General features: G+C 45.3%; 9 protein-coding genes and 1 pseudogene. 4 read left to right on the top strand and 6 right to left on the bottom strand.

All coding sequences use genetic code 11. The features are described from left to right. Positions 1-10 precede the first annotated feature (10 nt). The gene (locus tag J0L70_RS30450; protein WP_287457109.1) at positions 11-301 is read left to right on the top strand and encodes a Mo-dependent nitrogenase C-terminal domain-containing protein; all 291 of its coding nucleotides are present in this window, start codon (positions 11-13) and stop codon (positions 299-301) included. A 72-nt stretch (positions 302-373) separates the two neighbouring features. Continuing rightward, positions 374-1,159, top strand: a pseudogene (locus J0L70_RS32170) (filamentous hemagglutinin N-terminal domain-containing protein); the annotation flags it as partial. Positions 1,160-3,358: 2,199 nt separating this feature from the next. Here the strand turns inward: J0L70_RS32170 and J0L70_RS30460 are convergent. Next, a complete protein-coding gene (locus tag J0L70_RS30460; RefSeq protein ID WP_287457111.1) occupies positions 3,359-5,074 on the bottom strand; it encodes a ShlB/FhaC/HecB family hemolysin secretion/activation protein in 1,716 nt (571 codons plus the stop codon). 529 nt (positions 5,075-5,603) lie between these two features. Here J0L70_RS30460 and J0L70_RS30465 point away from each other — a divergent pair. After that, the gene (locus J0L70_RS30465; protein ID WP_287457112.1) at positions 5,604-5,933 is read left to right on the top strand and encodes a hypothetical protein; all 330 of its coding nucleotides are present in this window, start codon (positions 5,604-5,606) and stop codon (positions 5,931-5,933) included. A 219-nt stretch (positions 5,934-6,152) separates the two neighbouring features. On the opposite strand, the gene J0L70_RS30470 is transcribed toward J0L70_RS30465, so the two are convergent. The 4 genes from J0L70_RS30470 to J0L70_RS30485 form a co-directional block, all read right to left on the bottom strand. Continuing rightward, positions 6,153-6,503: a hypothetical protein gene (locus tag J0L70_RS30470; protein ID WP_287457113.1), complete on the bottom strand. Its 351-nt coding sequence runs from the start codon at positions 6,501-6,503 to the stop codon at positions 6,153-6,155. A gap of 201 nt (positions 6,504-6,704) precedes the next feature. After that, positions 6,705-11,411 (bottom strand): two-partner secretion domain-containing protein, encoded by a 4,707-nt coding sequence (locus tag J0L70_RS30475; RefSeq protein ID WP_287457115.1) that lies wholly within the window; start codon positions 11,409-11,411, stop codon positions 6,705-6,707. A gap of 110 nt (positions 11,412-11,521) precedes the next feature. Next, positions 11,522-12,994 carry a S8 family serine peptidase gene (locus J0L70_RS30480; RefSeq protein WP_287457116.1) on the bottom strand — a complete coding sequence of 491 codons (1,473 nt, stop codon included), beginning with the start codon at positions 12,992-12,994 and terminating at the stop codon, positions 11,522-11,524. Positions 12,995-13,111: 117 nt separating this feature from the next. Continuing rightward, on the bottom strand, positions 13,112-13,441 hold the full coding sequence (locus J0L70_RS30485; protein WP_287457117.1) for a hypothetical protein: 330 nt from the start codon (positions 13,439-13,441) through the stop codon (positions 13,112-13,114). A 176-nt stretch (positions 13,442-13,617) separates the two neighbouring features. Between J0L70_RS30485 and J0L70_RS30490 the strand changes: the two genes are divergently transcribed. Beyond that, entirely contained in the window at positions 13,618-15,042 is a 1,425-nt protein-coding gene (locus tag J0L70_RS30490) for a S1C family serine protease (RefSeq protein ID WP_287457118.1), read from the top strand. Here J0L70_RS30490 and J0L70_RS30495 read toward each other — a convergent pair. Next, positions 15,043-16,295 (bottom strand): hypothetical protein (locus tag J0L70_RS30495; protein ID WP_287457119.1); only part of this gene is annotated, 1,253 nt, incomplete at its 5' end.

A 16,295-nucleotide genomic window follows, 5' to 3' on the forward strand; every position in this document is an offset into this window, starting at 1 on the left:
CCTGCTCCGAATGAGCAATTTGGAGCGGGGCTTGTACTTCAAATTTTATGATTTGATGAGCATGTTTAACTTACTCAATTTACTAAGATCGCGCTTAGAAAACATTGAGATTACAAGTCCTAAAATGGCGCAGTTGATTTGCCAGATTATTCCCGATCGCTGTCCTTTTGAGGGTAAAATTTCTCTGTTTGGTTACTGTATTCAGATCCCTGCCCTTTGCAAGTTCAATCCGTTTTATCGACAATTGATTCATCTGCGTCTTCGATCGCTGACTTATTTGCATTCGGATGAGCCGAGTTAGACAAAGCTTGCATTTCAATGGCTCTCATGTGATTCTTTGAAAAGATATCAAGTTTGCAGGGTGCGTTGTGGCATGAAACGATTGAGCTTTGGTCTTGCGATCGCGATTTGCGGATTGATCGCGTCTCCAGTTTGGGGGCAGAGTGCGATCGTGCCTGATAGTACATTAGGTGCTAGTAACTCGACGATTCAAGAGACGACGATTCGGGGATTGCCGAGTACTCTGATTCAAGGCGGCTCAAGCCAGGGCGCGAATCTGTTTCATAGCTTTCTCAGATTTAATATTCCGGTGGGACGAGGGGCTTACTTTGCAAACCCAGATGGGATTAAGAATATTTTTAGTCGAGTGACGGGTGCAGAGGGGAGTGAGATTTTCGGTCGGCTTGGTGTATTGGGTGACGCGAATCTCTTTCTGATGAATCCGAATGGCATTTTGTTCGGTCAGACTGGTAGTTTAGATGTCAATGGTTCATTTGCGGCGACGACTGCTAATGCGATTCAATTTGGCGATCGCGGTTCATTCGATACGACTAATCCACCGAATTCGGTTTTAACAATTGATCCTTCTGCGTTCCTGTTTACTCAGGTTCCGACAGGGAAAATTGTAAATCGTTCGATCGCTCCCGCAGGAGCAACTCCCGCAGGAATTTCTTTATCGGGCTTGAAAGTTTCAAGCGGTAAAAGCCTCCTACTTGTTGGAGGAGACATTAACTTTGATGGTGGCATACTCTCTGCTGTAGGAGGGCGAATCGACCTCGCTGGATTATCAGAACCAGGAACAATCGAATTAGATCAAGAATTGAGACTCAATGTACAGCAGAATCGAATTCGAGCTAATCTTAGCCTTAGCAATGGAGCAGTAGTTGGAGTAGCTGGAGCAGAGGGTGGAGAAATTGTTGTGAATGCAAATCGTTTCACAGCTAGTAGCGGCGGACGACTTTTCACTTTGCTTGAAACGACCGGAAATGGAGCAGATATTATTGTAAATGCAAAAACGATTGAGTTTTCTGGATTTGAAACTTTCATCTCTGGAGTCATTCAAGGAGTTCTCCCGAATGCTTCTGGTCAAGCTGGAAGTCTCATCATAAGCGCTGATCATATTAAAATTTTGAGCGGAGCAGGCATTTCTTCAATTAACTTCGGCGTAGGACAAGGAGCGAATATACAGATTAAAGCAAATTTGATTGAGTTGATTGGGAATCCTTCTACAGAACAAAACAATACCGTATTGGGAAGCCAAGCTAGGGCAGAGGGTAAAGCCGGAAATGTTGTAGTCATGACCGATTCACTTATCATTCTCGATGGAGCTGCGCTGTCTACGAGCAGCTATGGTACGGGACAAGGAGGTGACTTACAAGTTAAAGCAGATTCAATAACACTCGCTGGAGGATTGCTAAATAGTCAAGGCGCAAGTTCTTTGGGAAGCCTAGCGTACTCAGAAGGTGATGCAGGAAATGTAATTATTTCAACCAGAAGTCTTAATATCCGCAATGGTGCTTTTGTTGCAAATAGCAGCTATGGCGCAGGACGAGGTGGAAACTTACAAGTCAAAGCAGATAACGTTGAAATTGTAGGTCGTTCTCTTGATGAGCAGTTCAGTAGTTTTCTAGGAAGCCTGGCTTTTGGAAGTGGTAATACAAGAGATGTGAATATCTCGACTGAAAAACTGAGCATTCGTGAAGGTGGAGCGCTCTCCACAAGCAGTTACGGCAAGGGACGAGGTGGAAATCTTGAAGTTCAAGCCAATTTAATTGACCTAGTAGGAGTCTCTCCAAATGAAAGTAAGCCAAGTGTGCTAGGGAGTTTAGCTTATTCAGAAGGTAGCGCGGGAAACGTAGACATCATAACTGGAAAATTAAGTATTCGTGATGGCTCCTTTCTTGCAACTAGTAGCGACAGTATAGGGCAAGGAGGTAACCTACGGGTCAAAGCAGATACTGTTGAGATTATAGGACGCACTCCTAATGAGGAGTTCAGTAGTTTTCTGGGGAGCTTGGCTCTTAGAAATGGTAGTGCCGCTGGAAATACAGAACTTATCACAAGGTCGCTTCGCATTGTCAATGGTGGATCGCTTTCGACAAGTAGTTTAGGGAAGGGAAAGGGCGGCAATCTGCAAGTTCAAGCTGACTCAATCGAATTAATTGGTGCTTCTCCAATTACACAGCAGAGTAGTGGAATAACAAGCCAAGCGAGAGCAGAAGGAAATGCAGGAAATATATCGGTAACAACAAGATTTATGGCTATTCGAGATGGCGCACGACTTTCAACAAGCACATTTGATCAAGGTCAGGGAGGAAATCTCAAAGTTGAGGCGCAGTCTTTATTGTTGAGCCGTGGTACGATTGCTGCCCTAAGTACAGGACAAGGCAATGCTGGAAATATCCAAATTACAATTAACGGCAACCTCAATACACTCAATAGCCTAATTGCATCTGCATCACTTCAAACCGCTGCCGGATCAATTAGTATTACCGCAGATTCTATCCAATTACGTGGAGATAGCGACATTCGGACAGAAACTGGTGGACGAGATCGCAAAGGCGGCGATATCAATCTAACCGCCAGAGACTACATTCTTGCTTTGGAAGATAGCGATATCCTTGCGTTTTCTGTTGAAGGACAAGGCGGTAATATTACCTTCAATACTCCTGCTTTTCTAAGCATTCCTCGCTATGTTCCAACGCTGAATCAATCTCCTGCGTTTCTAGATGGCAATAATCGAGTTGATGTCAATGCAACAGGAACGGTGAGTGGCGCGATCGCGGGTGTCCCCGACATCACCTTCTTACAAAACGCACTAAATCCACTCACGCAAAGCTCGATCGACACAAATACTCTTCTTGCCAAGAGTTGCATTGTTCGCGATCGCACTACTGGCGCATTTTTCCTCAAAGGCTCTAGTGGATTGCCCATTCGACCCGGTGATCTTGCACTCGCTCCTTTCCCAACTGGAACCATTCAGCCAACAGAGCGATCGAACAGTGAGATCGTCGAACCGCAAGGAGTCTATCAACTCGCGGATGGTCGCTACATCATGAGTCGCGAGTGCCAATAGCAACTAAAAAAGTTGATACTGAATCGAAAACGTAAACCCCTTATCCTGTAGCGTATTCCCCTCATCCTTGGCAAAGATCAACGGAATCCCATAATCAAACTGAAAATCCAACCTGGGATTAATCCGCCACTGAACCCCTAAACCTAAACTTGCGAGTACTTGCGGATCAGGATTCTCAGTGCGATTATTCCAGCCGCCCCCAATCTCAAAAAATGGAGTCAATTGCAGTACTTCTGGATTTCGAGTTACCGGAACCCGCAACTCGATCGAGCCTGTCACCCCATTGTCCGTCACAACCTGATTCTGGCGATAGCCCCGCACCGTATCTACTCCCCCCAAGCTAAATCGCTCCAGTGACAACAAAGAATCAGGAGTCAATTGAGCATTAATCCGATTCACCAACACCGGGCTACCCGGCTGATTGCCCAACCGCTGCACCCATTGAAACTGACCCAACCAAGCAAAGAACTGCCCATCCGTCCCCGAATTATTGATCGTGGCATCAAACGCATCAATGCCAAAACTAAACTGCGATCGTGCAGCTAACACTCGATTCGCCCCACGATTTAGCCAATCCTGCGCAAATCGAATCACTGACACCTTCGCTCGCCCATCCTCTGGTCCTTCTGAAAATGAAAAGGGAATATTATCCAACAGAAAAGTCCGGCTCCGGCGCAAATCAAGTCCCAATGAAACAGCAAACTCAGTTTGTGGCGATCGCACAATCGGCTGACGGATTGCCATACTGATTGTCTCCGCTCGACTGCGAATGCCTAAATCATCAAAAGGAGACTCAGTAATGTTGCTATTGTTATTGCTGTAACGCAGGTTGAGCGTCGTATCACTTGGACTAAGCGGAATCGCATAATCAAAACTATAGAGGTTCAAACCACCTGTCCGTCCATATTCTGCCTTAAAGCGATCGCCCAAACCTAGTAGATTATTGTGTTGAACAAAAACACTGCCTTGGTAAGAGCCAACACTCGGAGATTGATAGTTATTGAAAACTAAACCTGCACTGATCGGCGGAGCCTCTTTCAGTTCGACTCGCAAACGGCTTTGTCCTGGCGCACTGCCTGCGGTTAAAGTCGCATTCACCTGCTCAAACAGTGGATTCAGTTGCAAGAGCTGTAGAGCTGTTCTTAGTCGATTCTGATTGAGGGGAGTTTGAGTTGCTTGGGCTAAACGGCTTTCCACATATCCTTGATTCACCCGAAGTTTTGCGCCGACAACTTCAAGCTGCTCTAACGTTCCTTCGACCACCCGAATTTCGACAATCCCATCACTAAGAAGCTGGTTATTGACGAGAAAAGCGCCCGATGTAACATAGCCCTCTTTGATGTAAAGCTCAGTAATTCGCGATCGCAGTTCAATCAAATCCTCAAAAACTGCACCTTGCCGATGATCTGCTAAAAACTGATCTCTGAGTTTGTTAATCTCATCCGTTAATACAGTGTTACCAACTATCTTGATTTGCTTAACTGGAAATTTAACGTTAGATAGAGGCGATGGATCGGCTGGAGCAGGCTGTGCTGGCTTAGGCAGTGGATCTGAGATCGGTGCAGGTGAGTTTGGTTGTGGGAGCGGCGTTTCGTTAGGCGTTGGGGTAGTCTGATCGATGCGTTCTTGAATACTAGAAGGAACACGAACGCCATCGGGAGGAAGTTGAGCAACTACGATCGCGCGTCGCAAAACTAGGTCTGTAGCACAAACAAACATTATTGCGCTGATGCACAAGGGAGCACTCAAATGGCTTACTTTCATTCGTAATAGCTTTAGTACTAAGTTAATACTAGTATTCGTTTTTAACTGATTCACACTTGCCTTTGCGAAAGTGAATCAACCATAGACTTGCTTCTTCATACTCCCAAGCAGTTAGCAGGGGAATTTTGTGTTAGAACAATACTTCAATAAATTACCATAAAAGACTTAAAATAACTCAGCATCCTGTGCTCATTCTATACTCTACAGGATAGAAAATCTTCAGGTGGTTCAGGGATCTCAAAATGGATATCCCATTGATTCGTGGTCTAAGTAATTAGATGTCAATTGGTTCTTCGCAGATTTCTGCATAGCAGTCCACCGCTTTCAGTTATAAAACTGACAGAAATCTCACATGATTGGCTGAGCTTGCCATTTTATGCTTGCAGTCAAGTCAGAAACACACCGAAACGGTTGAAATAAGCTGAATGCTTGAGAGCCACAAAAAGCGTTTCTGATAGAGCGTTTTATTTTGAGGTAATGGATGATGTCTAACCAACTGGCAGCTTTCAAAGCACTAATGATAGGAATTGCGATCGCAGCGATCGCAATTCCTGCTTACTCTGCTCCAACTCCACCCGAAGTAACTGTCCCAAACCCGTCCACATCACAATTAGGAGAAGCCGTCATCCCAACTTGTCCGAAGGATCAGCCCTTTCCTTTTCCCTCTAAAGAATGTGGGATTGGTGGAAAGCCAGGTTTAGATCCACAAGAGTTAGAAATTTTAGAAGCAGATTTGAATAATCGTGTGTACTTGAATCGTCGATTGATCGAATCGGATAAGATTCTATTGCCTCTGATTCAGATTATTTTCTAGTTTCAAGTTCAACGAACAACGATCCTGCTTTCCCTAGCTAGGGAAAGCAGGATCGTTGTTCACAACTGCGGCAGATACCAAATTAATTTGGTACTAGCTTGAAGCTCAACTAGTCTACTTTACAGCATACCAAAACTCAGCAGACGGGCTATCCTATCTGCTGAGTTGATTGTGATTCAATTGATTTATATAGGGTAATGTGAGTGAGATTTGTTCCACTTAGTAGAACGTAATCCCACTATTGTTGCAAACATCGACTCTGAATCTTTCGGACACAAATCCATCCGAAAATTCGGCTTTGAAATCGTATAGGCAGTGATCGTTACTGCGATCGCCGAATCTTACCGTTGAACTTTCACTGGGTCGTAGAATTTCTGCTCCCAAAATATCATTGTCCCAAGTTCCACGAGCAGCAGAGGAAACAAACAATTTGACAATGCTAGCTCTTCTATGACTATTTTGAACGCTGAAGTTACTTTTACTTGCAAAAGCTGCAAGTGGAGTCAGTGCAATAGTGGGTAAAGCAATCAGACTCGCAGAGATCGCTTGAGCTTTTTGGCTTCTCAACATGATAACGTTCTCCGGTTGGTGAATATGGTTTGGAGGACAGCTAACTGGGTTGGCAGAAGAGAGTTTTGAATGCAACGGGTTAGCTGCTTAATTTATAGATTAAGGAAAATGCCTGTTCAAGGGATATCTGCTTTCTGAAAATTTAGGTGCTGAATCGGGCAGGGTCACTGGCTGAAAACTACAATCTCTAGCACTTTTGTTTTAAGGGGCTGCGACCTGTGAAGGGCATTCTCGACTCATGACCAGTTGACCGTTTGCTAGGGGATAGACTCCTTGGGGTTCGACGATCGCTGCTTTTTGATTTCCGGTTGAGGGAGGATTCACAGGCTGAATGGTTCCCGTCGAATAGATCGAGAGGTCATTAGCAGTGGTCGGCAATCCTCCTGTACCTGTGATGTAGAATGTGCCATTTCTGTGATTGCGGACAATACAGCTATTGGATAAAAGGACGTTGGTGTCGATGGAAATTTGAGGCAGTTGACCTAAGTTGTTTTGCAGTTCATCTGTATCTGGAGTCGCTAAGGTGACTGTACCACTGAAACCCACGCCGGAGCTTGCTGTAATATCACTCAGATTGGTTGGTTCAGAACGAGGTTCAATGCCAAAAATGCCTCCAGTCGTAAAGATAGTAATTTTACCGCCTGTCCCTTTGAAAGCATCTGCTCTAATATCACTATTTTCCTTCGGAACTGCAATGAGAAATCCTGTGTTAATGTCGAGATTACCACCATTGCCTCCTTGACTGGCGCTGGCGGAAATTTGGCTCCCGTTGCGAAGGACAAGGCGATTAGAAGCTCGAATGTTGATATTTCCGCCAGCGATTGTTGCAGATTGAGCATCAATTTTGGCACGATCGTCGAGTTGAATCCGAGGTGCGGTAATGAAAATACTACCTGCATTGCCTGCATTTTCAGAAGCGCGTGAACTCGTGTAGATACCACTCTCAGGGCTGATGGGTGCGACTCTATTTAGGAATTGTCCACTGCGGCTAGTATAGTTTGGATCTATACCAGAGATAAGCAGTTGATCTTTAACATTAAGAGTAATTGTATTTGCTGAACCTCTATTTTCAGAGATCGCGAGAATTTGAGCACCACCAAAAATCTCGATTGTTTTGGCATCAATCTTGATCGTGCCACTGCTCCCAGTTGCGTAAGTTCGAGTATCTAGCACTGCTCCATCTGATAAATGAATTCGGTCGGCAAAAATTCGGATATTTCCTCCAAGACTATCGAGACTATCTGTAAAAGAGAAAAGCGCACTTGATCGACCATTGCTCTCTGTGCCTGAAATTGAGAGTAAAGCAACAGGTTTGTTCTCTGTTCCTAGAAAGATGTTACCTGCATCTCCTTTTCCTTGCGTGATTGCATTCAGTTGTCCTCCATTCCTCAGTGCGATTGTTTGGGCTGAGATAAATAGATTCCCTCCTTTACCTTCTCCACCTTGTATTACGCTACTGGAAATATAACTACTATCATCAAGGGAGATTTGGTCTTGAACCTCAATCGTAATATTTCCTGCATTTCCTTGACCAAATGTACTCACATTTAAATCAGTATTATCAGTCATTTCAAGGGCGCGTGCAGAAAGTACGATGTTTCCCCCATTGCCGTCCCCGCCTTCGTTAACTTGGCTACGAATAGCACTTCTAAACTTACCATCAGGAGTCACACCACTCAAACTGACTTGATCGCGAATTTGCAGTGTGATATTCCCTGCATTGCCAATCCCATTGGTGTTAGCAAGCAATTGCGATCCGTTCGCGAGATCAAGAGTATGGGCAGTAATCAGTAAATTTCCTCCGTCACCCTGTCCTCCTTGAAGCACACTACTGAAAATGTCACTATTGTTTAGAGTAAGACGATCGCGGACTTGAATCCTAACATTGCCTGCATTGCCTACTCCTTCTGTGTTAGCGACCAATTGAGATCCATCCATCAGTTCAAAAGTATTGGCGGTGACAAATAGGTTGCCGCCATTACCTGCTCCAGTTTTCTCCACCTTATTGAAAATATTGCTACCCCTGAGTGAAATACGATCGAGTACCTCAATGATGATATTTCCTGCATTTCCTGTACCTAAAGTACTAGCGTTCAGACGTGCGCCAGCACTCATCTCAAACCTATTCGCAGCAATATCAATATTGCCACCTTTACCTTCTGCACCTTCTCCAACTCGGGTGAAAATCGTGCTTCTCAATTTCCTGTCATCAGGAGTCGTTCCACTGAGTGAAACCAGATCACGGACTTGAATCTTAGCATTGCCTGCATTGCCCGTACCGTCTGTACTCAGAACGAGTTGTGAGCCATCTGTCAGTTCTAGAGTATGGGCAGTAATCAGTAAATTTCCCCCGTTACCTCTACCTTTTTTTCCGACATTATTGAAAATATTGCCATTTCTGAGTGAAATGCGATCTTGAACGTTGAGGGTAATATCGCCCGAATTGCCTTTGCCTTCTATTCCAGTAATTAACTGTGCACCGTCACTGAGTTCAAGTGTATTTGCAAAGATGTTAATGTTACCACTTCTACCTTCTCCATTGCTTCCGACTTGATTGGAAACTAGACTTCTGGATCCTGTTGGATTAATGCCACTGAGCGAGATACGATCGCGAACTTGAATCGTAAAATTGCCTGCATTGCCCACTCCTTCTGTGTCAGCAATGAGTTGAGACCCATTCATCAGTGCGAGAGTATTGGCAGTAATAAATAAGTTGCCGCCTTCACCTTTTCCGGTCTTCTCCACTCTATTGAAAAAGTTGCTACTACTGAGTGAAACCCGATCTTGTACACTGATGGTCACATTTCCTGTGTTGCCTGTACCGAATGTACTAGTCGATAATTTTGCGCCATTAGTGAGTTCGAGAGTGTTGGCAGTAATAGATAGGTTGCCGCCATTTCCTTTTCCTGTTACCTCAACATTGCTGAAAATACTGCTATTGTCGAGTGCAACTCGCTCTTGGGTCGTGATGGTCACATCCCCTGCATCCCCTGTGCCGGATGTGCTAGCCGATAAGCTTGCTCCATCAGTCAGTTCCAGAGTGCTAGCAGAAATTGTCACATTGCCCGCGTTTCCTTTCCCATTTGTACTTGCGACAAGTTGTGACCCCTCACTCAGTTCGAGAGTATTGGCAGTGATAGATAGATTTCCACCAGTGCCTCTTCCTGTCCTCCCAATATTGTTGAAAATATCGCTATTGTTGAGTGAAACCCGGTCTTGGACGGTGATAGTCACATCTCCTGCATCACCCATGCCGAATGTACTAGCCGATAATTTTGCTCCATTAATAAGTTCGAGAGTGTTTGCAGTGATGAATAGACCTCCGCCGTTGCCTTTTCCTGTTTTCTCAACATTGCCAAAAATACTGCTATTGTTGAGTAAAACTTGGTCTTGGACGGTGATGGTGGCATTCCCTGCATGCCCTGTACCGAATGTGCTAGCCGATAAGCTTGCTCCATTAGTCAATTCGAGAGTGTTTGCAGTGATAGATAGATTTCCACCAGTACCTCTTCCTGTCTCCCCAACATTGCCAAAAATATCGCTTTTGTTGAGTGAAACTCGATCTTGAACAGTAATAGCTATATCCCCTGCATCCCCTGTTCCTAACATACTAGCCGATAAGCTTGCTCCATCAGTCATTTCTAGGGTATTCGCAGTGATAGATAGATTGCCACCCCTGCCGTTGCCTCCTTTTTCAACTCGACTCAAAATTGCGCTCCCAAATTCTCCATCAGGTGTTGCGCCGCTCAGTAAAACTCGATCGCTAACTTTTACCGTCACATTCCCCGTATTTCCTGTTCCGAAGCTACTTGCACTAATTTGAGAGCCTCCAGTCAAAACTAAAGAATTTGCTGTAATCGTTAAATTACCGCTATTACCTGTACGATTTCGATTCACATCATTCTGGATACGACTGGATTCTATGAGTTTTACTTCCCCTGTTGCATTTAGAGTAATATTTCCTGCTTGAGTCTTGTCTGTACCATCTGATGAGTCAATTCCTGCTATAAGCTTGCTACTATCTAAAAGAATGTTCCTAGCAGTAATGCTAATATCACCTTTTTCCAAATTCGACACATCAACTTTTGCATCATTACTAAACAACACATCTGCTCGATCAACATTCGCCGGAAATCTCAAACTCCCATTCGGATTCAATCCGACCTCGCCTGTGCCTGCGATCGCACCAATTTCCACCCGACCACCAAACGCATTTAACTGCCCGCCATCAACAGTCACATTGCCCCCCAACAACGTGAGATTCTGCCCATCTGGAACATGCAACCCTAAAAAAGAACTTCCAGAGCGGATTGGAGCGTTCGAGTTAACTGTGATATTCCCAACTGGAAGCTGATTAAATAGAAATGCTGAAGGATCAATGTTGAGAACATCTGCAACACCTTCAGGGCGACTGGCACTAAAACTGCCCTGATCGCCAAACTGAATTGCATTTGCTGTCGTTGCAACAAATGAGCGATCAACATCTAATGTCGCATCTTTCCCAAACACAATCCCGTTGGGATTGATTAAAAATAGATTAGCATTTGCCGCAAACAGTCTACTACCTTGGCGACTCGCTGTTCCCAATCGTCCGAATATCTGTGACGGATTCTTCCCGGTCACTCGTGCCAAAATATTTTCAATTCCTGTATTCGGACTGATGATGTAAACATTACGTCCTGCTGCTACATTGAAATCTTGAAAACTATGAAATAAGTTTCTTCCCCGCTCGGCTCCCCCTTCAATTACATCCGTGAAAGCATTGAAAGGATTGACTTGCGATCGCTCATTGCCCAAAGTACTATCTGGAACAATCTGCGCTCTAGCGGGCACAATCATTGCTCCAACTGCTGCAATCGTCACGCCAATTTGCCAAAGCCGATGGCTCAGCCAACCTAAATTCGCCACAGTGATGCCCCCAATGCTTCCACGCAACGTAAAGAATCAAACCTTACGTAATTTTACGCAAATGCAGTCAAGACTAACCTACCACTAAAAAAATCTCTTGCCAAGCCGCTTTACGCAAACCCGCGCCACAGCGCGATCGCACGCCGCACCGCCGCATCTGCATTCACCACGCCTGCACCTGTGAACTTGTCAAACCCAGGTTGAGCTACATCAGTAGCAGTCTGTACCAAAATCTGACGCACCTGAGCCGCAGATAAAACCGGATTCACACTCAGGAGCAAAGAAGCAATCCCCGTTACCTGTGGAGTCGCCGCAGATGTGCCATTGAAATCTGATTGATACGTGAATCGCACAGAATCTCCAAACGTATCACGGCTAGTTGGAGCAATCACCTCTGAAGGAGCCATAAGCGTTAAACCCTCTCCATACTGCGATCCCCACCAGGATGGATATTCAATTCGAGTACCCGGAGTCGTTGTTTGTCCAAACCTATTCTGTGTACCCCAGACTGCTCCCACCGCAATCACATTGTTATACAATCGAGCTAAATTCGCAGGAGACGCAATCCCTTCAATCCTTAGATGCCCATCATTACCCGCAGCAATCACAAAAACAACATCTGGATTGTTCTTAACAATTTCTTCTAGCCCGGTACTATAGTTCACCCCAAAAGACTTGGGAATACCTAAGCTCAGATTAATCACTAAGCGATGACCCGTCTGACGAGCTTGATTGATAATTTGCTGACTCCCCTCGGCAAGGCTCAAATCTCCCCAATTTCTCCCCAAAATATCAACATGGATCACCGTTGATTTCCAATTAATGCCACTCATCCCAATCCCATTATCTGTCGCTGCTGCAATGATGCCTTGCACAGCAGTTCCATGATTCTCACGTCCATCATCTGCAAATTGACCTGCTAGCGCACGGGTCGAACCTAAATCCAAATGAGGAGCGTTTGAGCGATCGAGCGAGAGTCCAGTATCTTCTACCCCAATCAAAACATTCGGTGATCCTGTTGTAAATCGCCAAGCATTCTGCACCCCGATCATATGAAGATTCCATTGCTGGCTAAACAAGGGATCATTCGGTACGATCGCAAGATTCACAACACGATCCGCAAACTGAATGCTCTCAATGCCTTCAAATAGAATTTGTCTGCCATCATTGAAATCGATCGCATCAAAGATCCGAGTGCCAGTTCCTGGATTGTAGGCAACTCCAGCTTGGTTTGCCCAATTAAAACGAACACTGCTAGAAGAAGTGCTAGAGAGATCGAGGAGATCTCGTCTACCACTGCCAAAATCAGTATTGCCATTTCCAGAAATAATGGTGCGAGCAATGGCTGATGAAACTGTGAACGTGTCTGCCCGAAATGTGCCTACAATCTGCTGGGTGTTAACACTAAACGTCGTTAGTTTTTCATTAGCAAGGAGCGCATCGGATTGAGTCAAACGCGCGGCGGAAAATTGTCGATCGAGGTTGAAAGAATGCGGGCTGTGATCGAAGAGCGCACGAGATCCTATAGGTTGATGACGATCAAGTGAAAGCCAGTCTGATTGGGTCGTTTTAGTTGCTAGCATTCTCTACTTCTCCGAACACAAGCGCGTCAATGAAGAAACCACACTTTCACAGTGACATGATTTGAGAACACAGCTTTGCCGAAAACTGCAATTTCAATCCGCTAAACTTGTGCTCGACTAAAGAGGGGCTGAAAGAGCACGCGCATTTGCAACCATACGATCAACCACAAATGCAGCCTCTGATCCAGACGCTCCAACGATTCGCATGACTTCGACAACCGTTTGACTCGTGACTGGAATCGCCTGTCCGGTACGCTGATAGTAGAGATAGACGATTTGAGAAATCGCTTCAGCGAGGTATCTTTGCCGATCAGAATAGGTGCAAGTTTGAGCTTGATCGGGATCAGAATTGCGATCGCAAGTAGAATTTGCTTTTGCAGGCGCGATCGATGTGAGTAGCATTGTAGCAGTCAGGATTGATAAGCCAAACCAGGATTTGAGTTGCATAATCATCTCGAAAAGGATATCCATATGCTAGAAGCGATGGGAGCGAATGTCCTTTGTACATCTGGACAATTTGATGGCAGAAATCGGCAATGGAACTGGCAAAAAGCTTCAGTCTTCTGATCAGAGGCAGACCGTATTGTCTAGACATGGGCATAGAAATTTAAGGAGCTTTCTGCATGGTTTGCAAGTCTTCTTTTCAATTAACTCGTTTCGTTGCTTCTGGGCTGATTGCTGTTTACAGTGCGATCGCTGCTGTTACGCTGAGTGAATTTACTTTAACCATTCCAAATTTAGATCCATCTCGTGCGGCGCAAGCTCAGGAGAGTAATGCTTCGGCTGAGGATGTCTATCGTAAAGTGGCTCCCTCGGTTGTGTATATCTCGACTGAGAAAGGACGAGGCAGTGGAGTGATTGTGGATGCAAATGGATTGATTGTGACGAACGCGCATGTTTTAGAAGGGGCACGACAAATCGAGGTTGAGCTACAAAATGGACGAAAATTTGCGGCTCAAGTTGTCTCAATGGGAAGTCCAGACTGTCTCGATCTGGCGATGCTAAAGATTGAAGCGACGAATTTACCGACCATTAAATTCGCCGCACAGAACGCGATTCAGCGGGGTCAGCGAGTTTATGCGATCGGCTATCCCAGAGGGATTAAACCTTCTTCGATTACGCAGGGCATTGTGAGTAATCTCGATAACGATCGAGGTTTTATCCAAACTGATGCTTCGATTAGTCCTGGGAATTCTGGAGGCGCGTTGCTCAATCATCGTGGTGAGCTTTTAGCAATTAATACTCTGAAGGGACTGGATGAAAACGTGGGGATTAATCTGGCAATTTCAGTAGATAGAGTACAGGTGTTGCTGCAAGCGATGAAAGAGAATCTTTCGCCAGTTTTGGGTCAATATTTGATTCCGGTTGGCACTTCTGCTTTACTCGCTTCTCAATTATCTTTAGGTAGCACTCAGCAGGGCAGTTTACAAGCATCGAGCCATCTTTTTTGTGGGGATGGAAGTCGGGCGAATATTTATCAGTTTGAGGGAGAAGCGGATCAACCTGTAATGATTGGTATGACGAGTGCTGAAATTGGGTCTTACTTGTTACTTTTAAGTCCTGATGGCAAAGAGTTGAGTCGTGTGGAAAGCAAGCGCGGTGAATCGGCACAGTTGATTGTGAATTTGCCGTATCGTGGAACTTATACGGTGATTGCGAATGCTGCGAAGCCGGAACAGCTTGGACGCTATCAGTTACAGTCTTCTCTGCCTGTGATTGTGGAGCAGGCGAAATTGACTCCAAGTGATCCACGGTTGTCGGATGGTTCTTTTTATCGTCGTTATATGTTTCCGGGCAAGGCAGGACAAGCGATCGAAGTTGCGTTACATCAGTTTGATTTTGAACCTTATTTGGCATTGTATGATCCAGCAGGGAAGATAGTTGTAGAAGGTAAGACAGAGCGGCAGGATACGGTACGGATTGATCTACCGAAGGATGGGGACTATTCGCTGATTGTCAGTACTGTGAAGCCAGGGGAGCGCGGGAAGTTCTTTTTCTCGATTCATAAGCTCACTGAGAATGTACAGCGTTCTGCCCAAAATCGATAGTTATGGGCATTCGCGACTTAGGATTAGGCGACCATCGGGGAGTGGGTAGACCCCTTGCGGTTCTACGATCGCTGCTCCTCGCTGGTCGCTGGATGAGACTGCTTGAATGGTTCCTACTGAATAGTTTGAGAGTTCGCCAGGCTTTGGAATAAGTCCACTTCTGCCTGTGATGTAGAATGCACCCGTTTTTTGATCGCGGGCGATGCAGCTATTAGAAAAGATATTCGGATCGAATGCGTTTTGTGAGAGTTGAGTGAGATTGTTTTGGAGAAATGTAATGTTAGGAACACCCACGATCGCACCACTTATTGCACCACTAGCATTGATATCAATCTGACCATTGTTAAATAAGGCATTGAACTCATCAAAATTTGAGATTGTAGGCGAGGGGCGATAGAGTGGCTGACTTAGAAATGCTCGTGTCTTGAACACAATATCTCCACCCTGACCTTGAGGAGCTAGTGTAAGGATATTGCTGTCATTTAGGGCTGCGATCGCGCCTGCGTTCAGTCGAATATCTCCTCCTTTGCCCTCTCCGCTAAATACGTAAGTTGTGATATTACTATTATCTAGGAGCAGAATTGTTTTGGCAGAAATATCTATCGAACCTCCATTTGTGGCTTGAGAGGCTGTTGAAATGATAGATCTATTGGATAATTCCAGTCGATCTCGGACTCGAATTACGAAATTTCCTGCATCACCCTGTCCAACAGCACTCGAATTTAAGAAAGCACCATTCCTGAGCGTAAGCGATCCTGAACTCACCGTTAAATTACCCCCTCGACCTACTCCAGTTCGTTCCACAGTGCTACCCGCGCCGCTAGAGAATCCATTACTTCCGACTCCATCAAAGGTTGCTGTATCCCTCACAGTCAGAGTGACATCCCCAGCATCTCCACGTCCAAAAGTAGCAGAAGTGAGTTGAGCGCCATTGCTAACAGTTAGAGAGCCTGCATTCACTGTTAGCATTCCTCCCTTACCCTCTCCAGTTTGCTCTACAGTACTTCCTGCAATGCTAGAGAATCTATTACTTCCGACTCCATCAAAGGTTGCTGTATCCCTCACAATCAGAGTGACATCCCCAGCATCTCCACGTCCAAACGTAGCAGAAGTGAGTTGAGCGCCATTGCTAACAGTTAGAGAGCCTGCATTCACTGTTAGCATTCCTCCCTTGCCCTCTCCAGTTTGCTCTACAGTACTTCCTGCAATGCTAGAGAATCTATTACTTCCGACTCCATCAAAGGTTGCTGTAT

It is taken from the genome of Leptolyngbya sp. UWPOB_LEPTO1 (genome assembly GCF_017302695.1).
GTDB classification, from domain to species: Bacteria; Cyanobacteriota; Cyanobacteriia; order Leptolyngbyales; family Leptolyngbyaceae; genus Leptolyngbya; species Leptolyngbya boryana.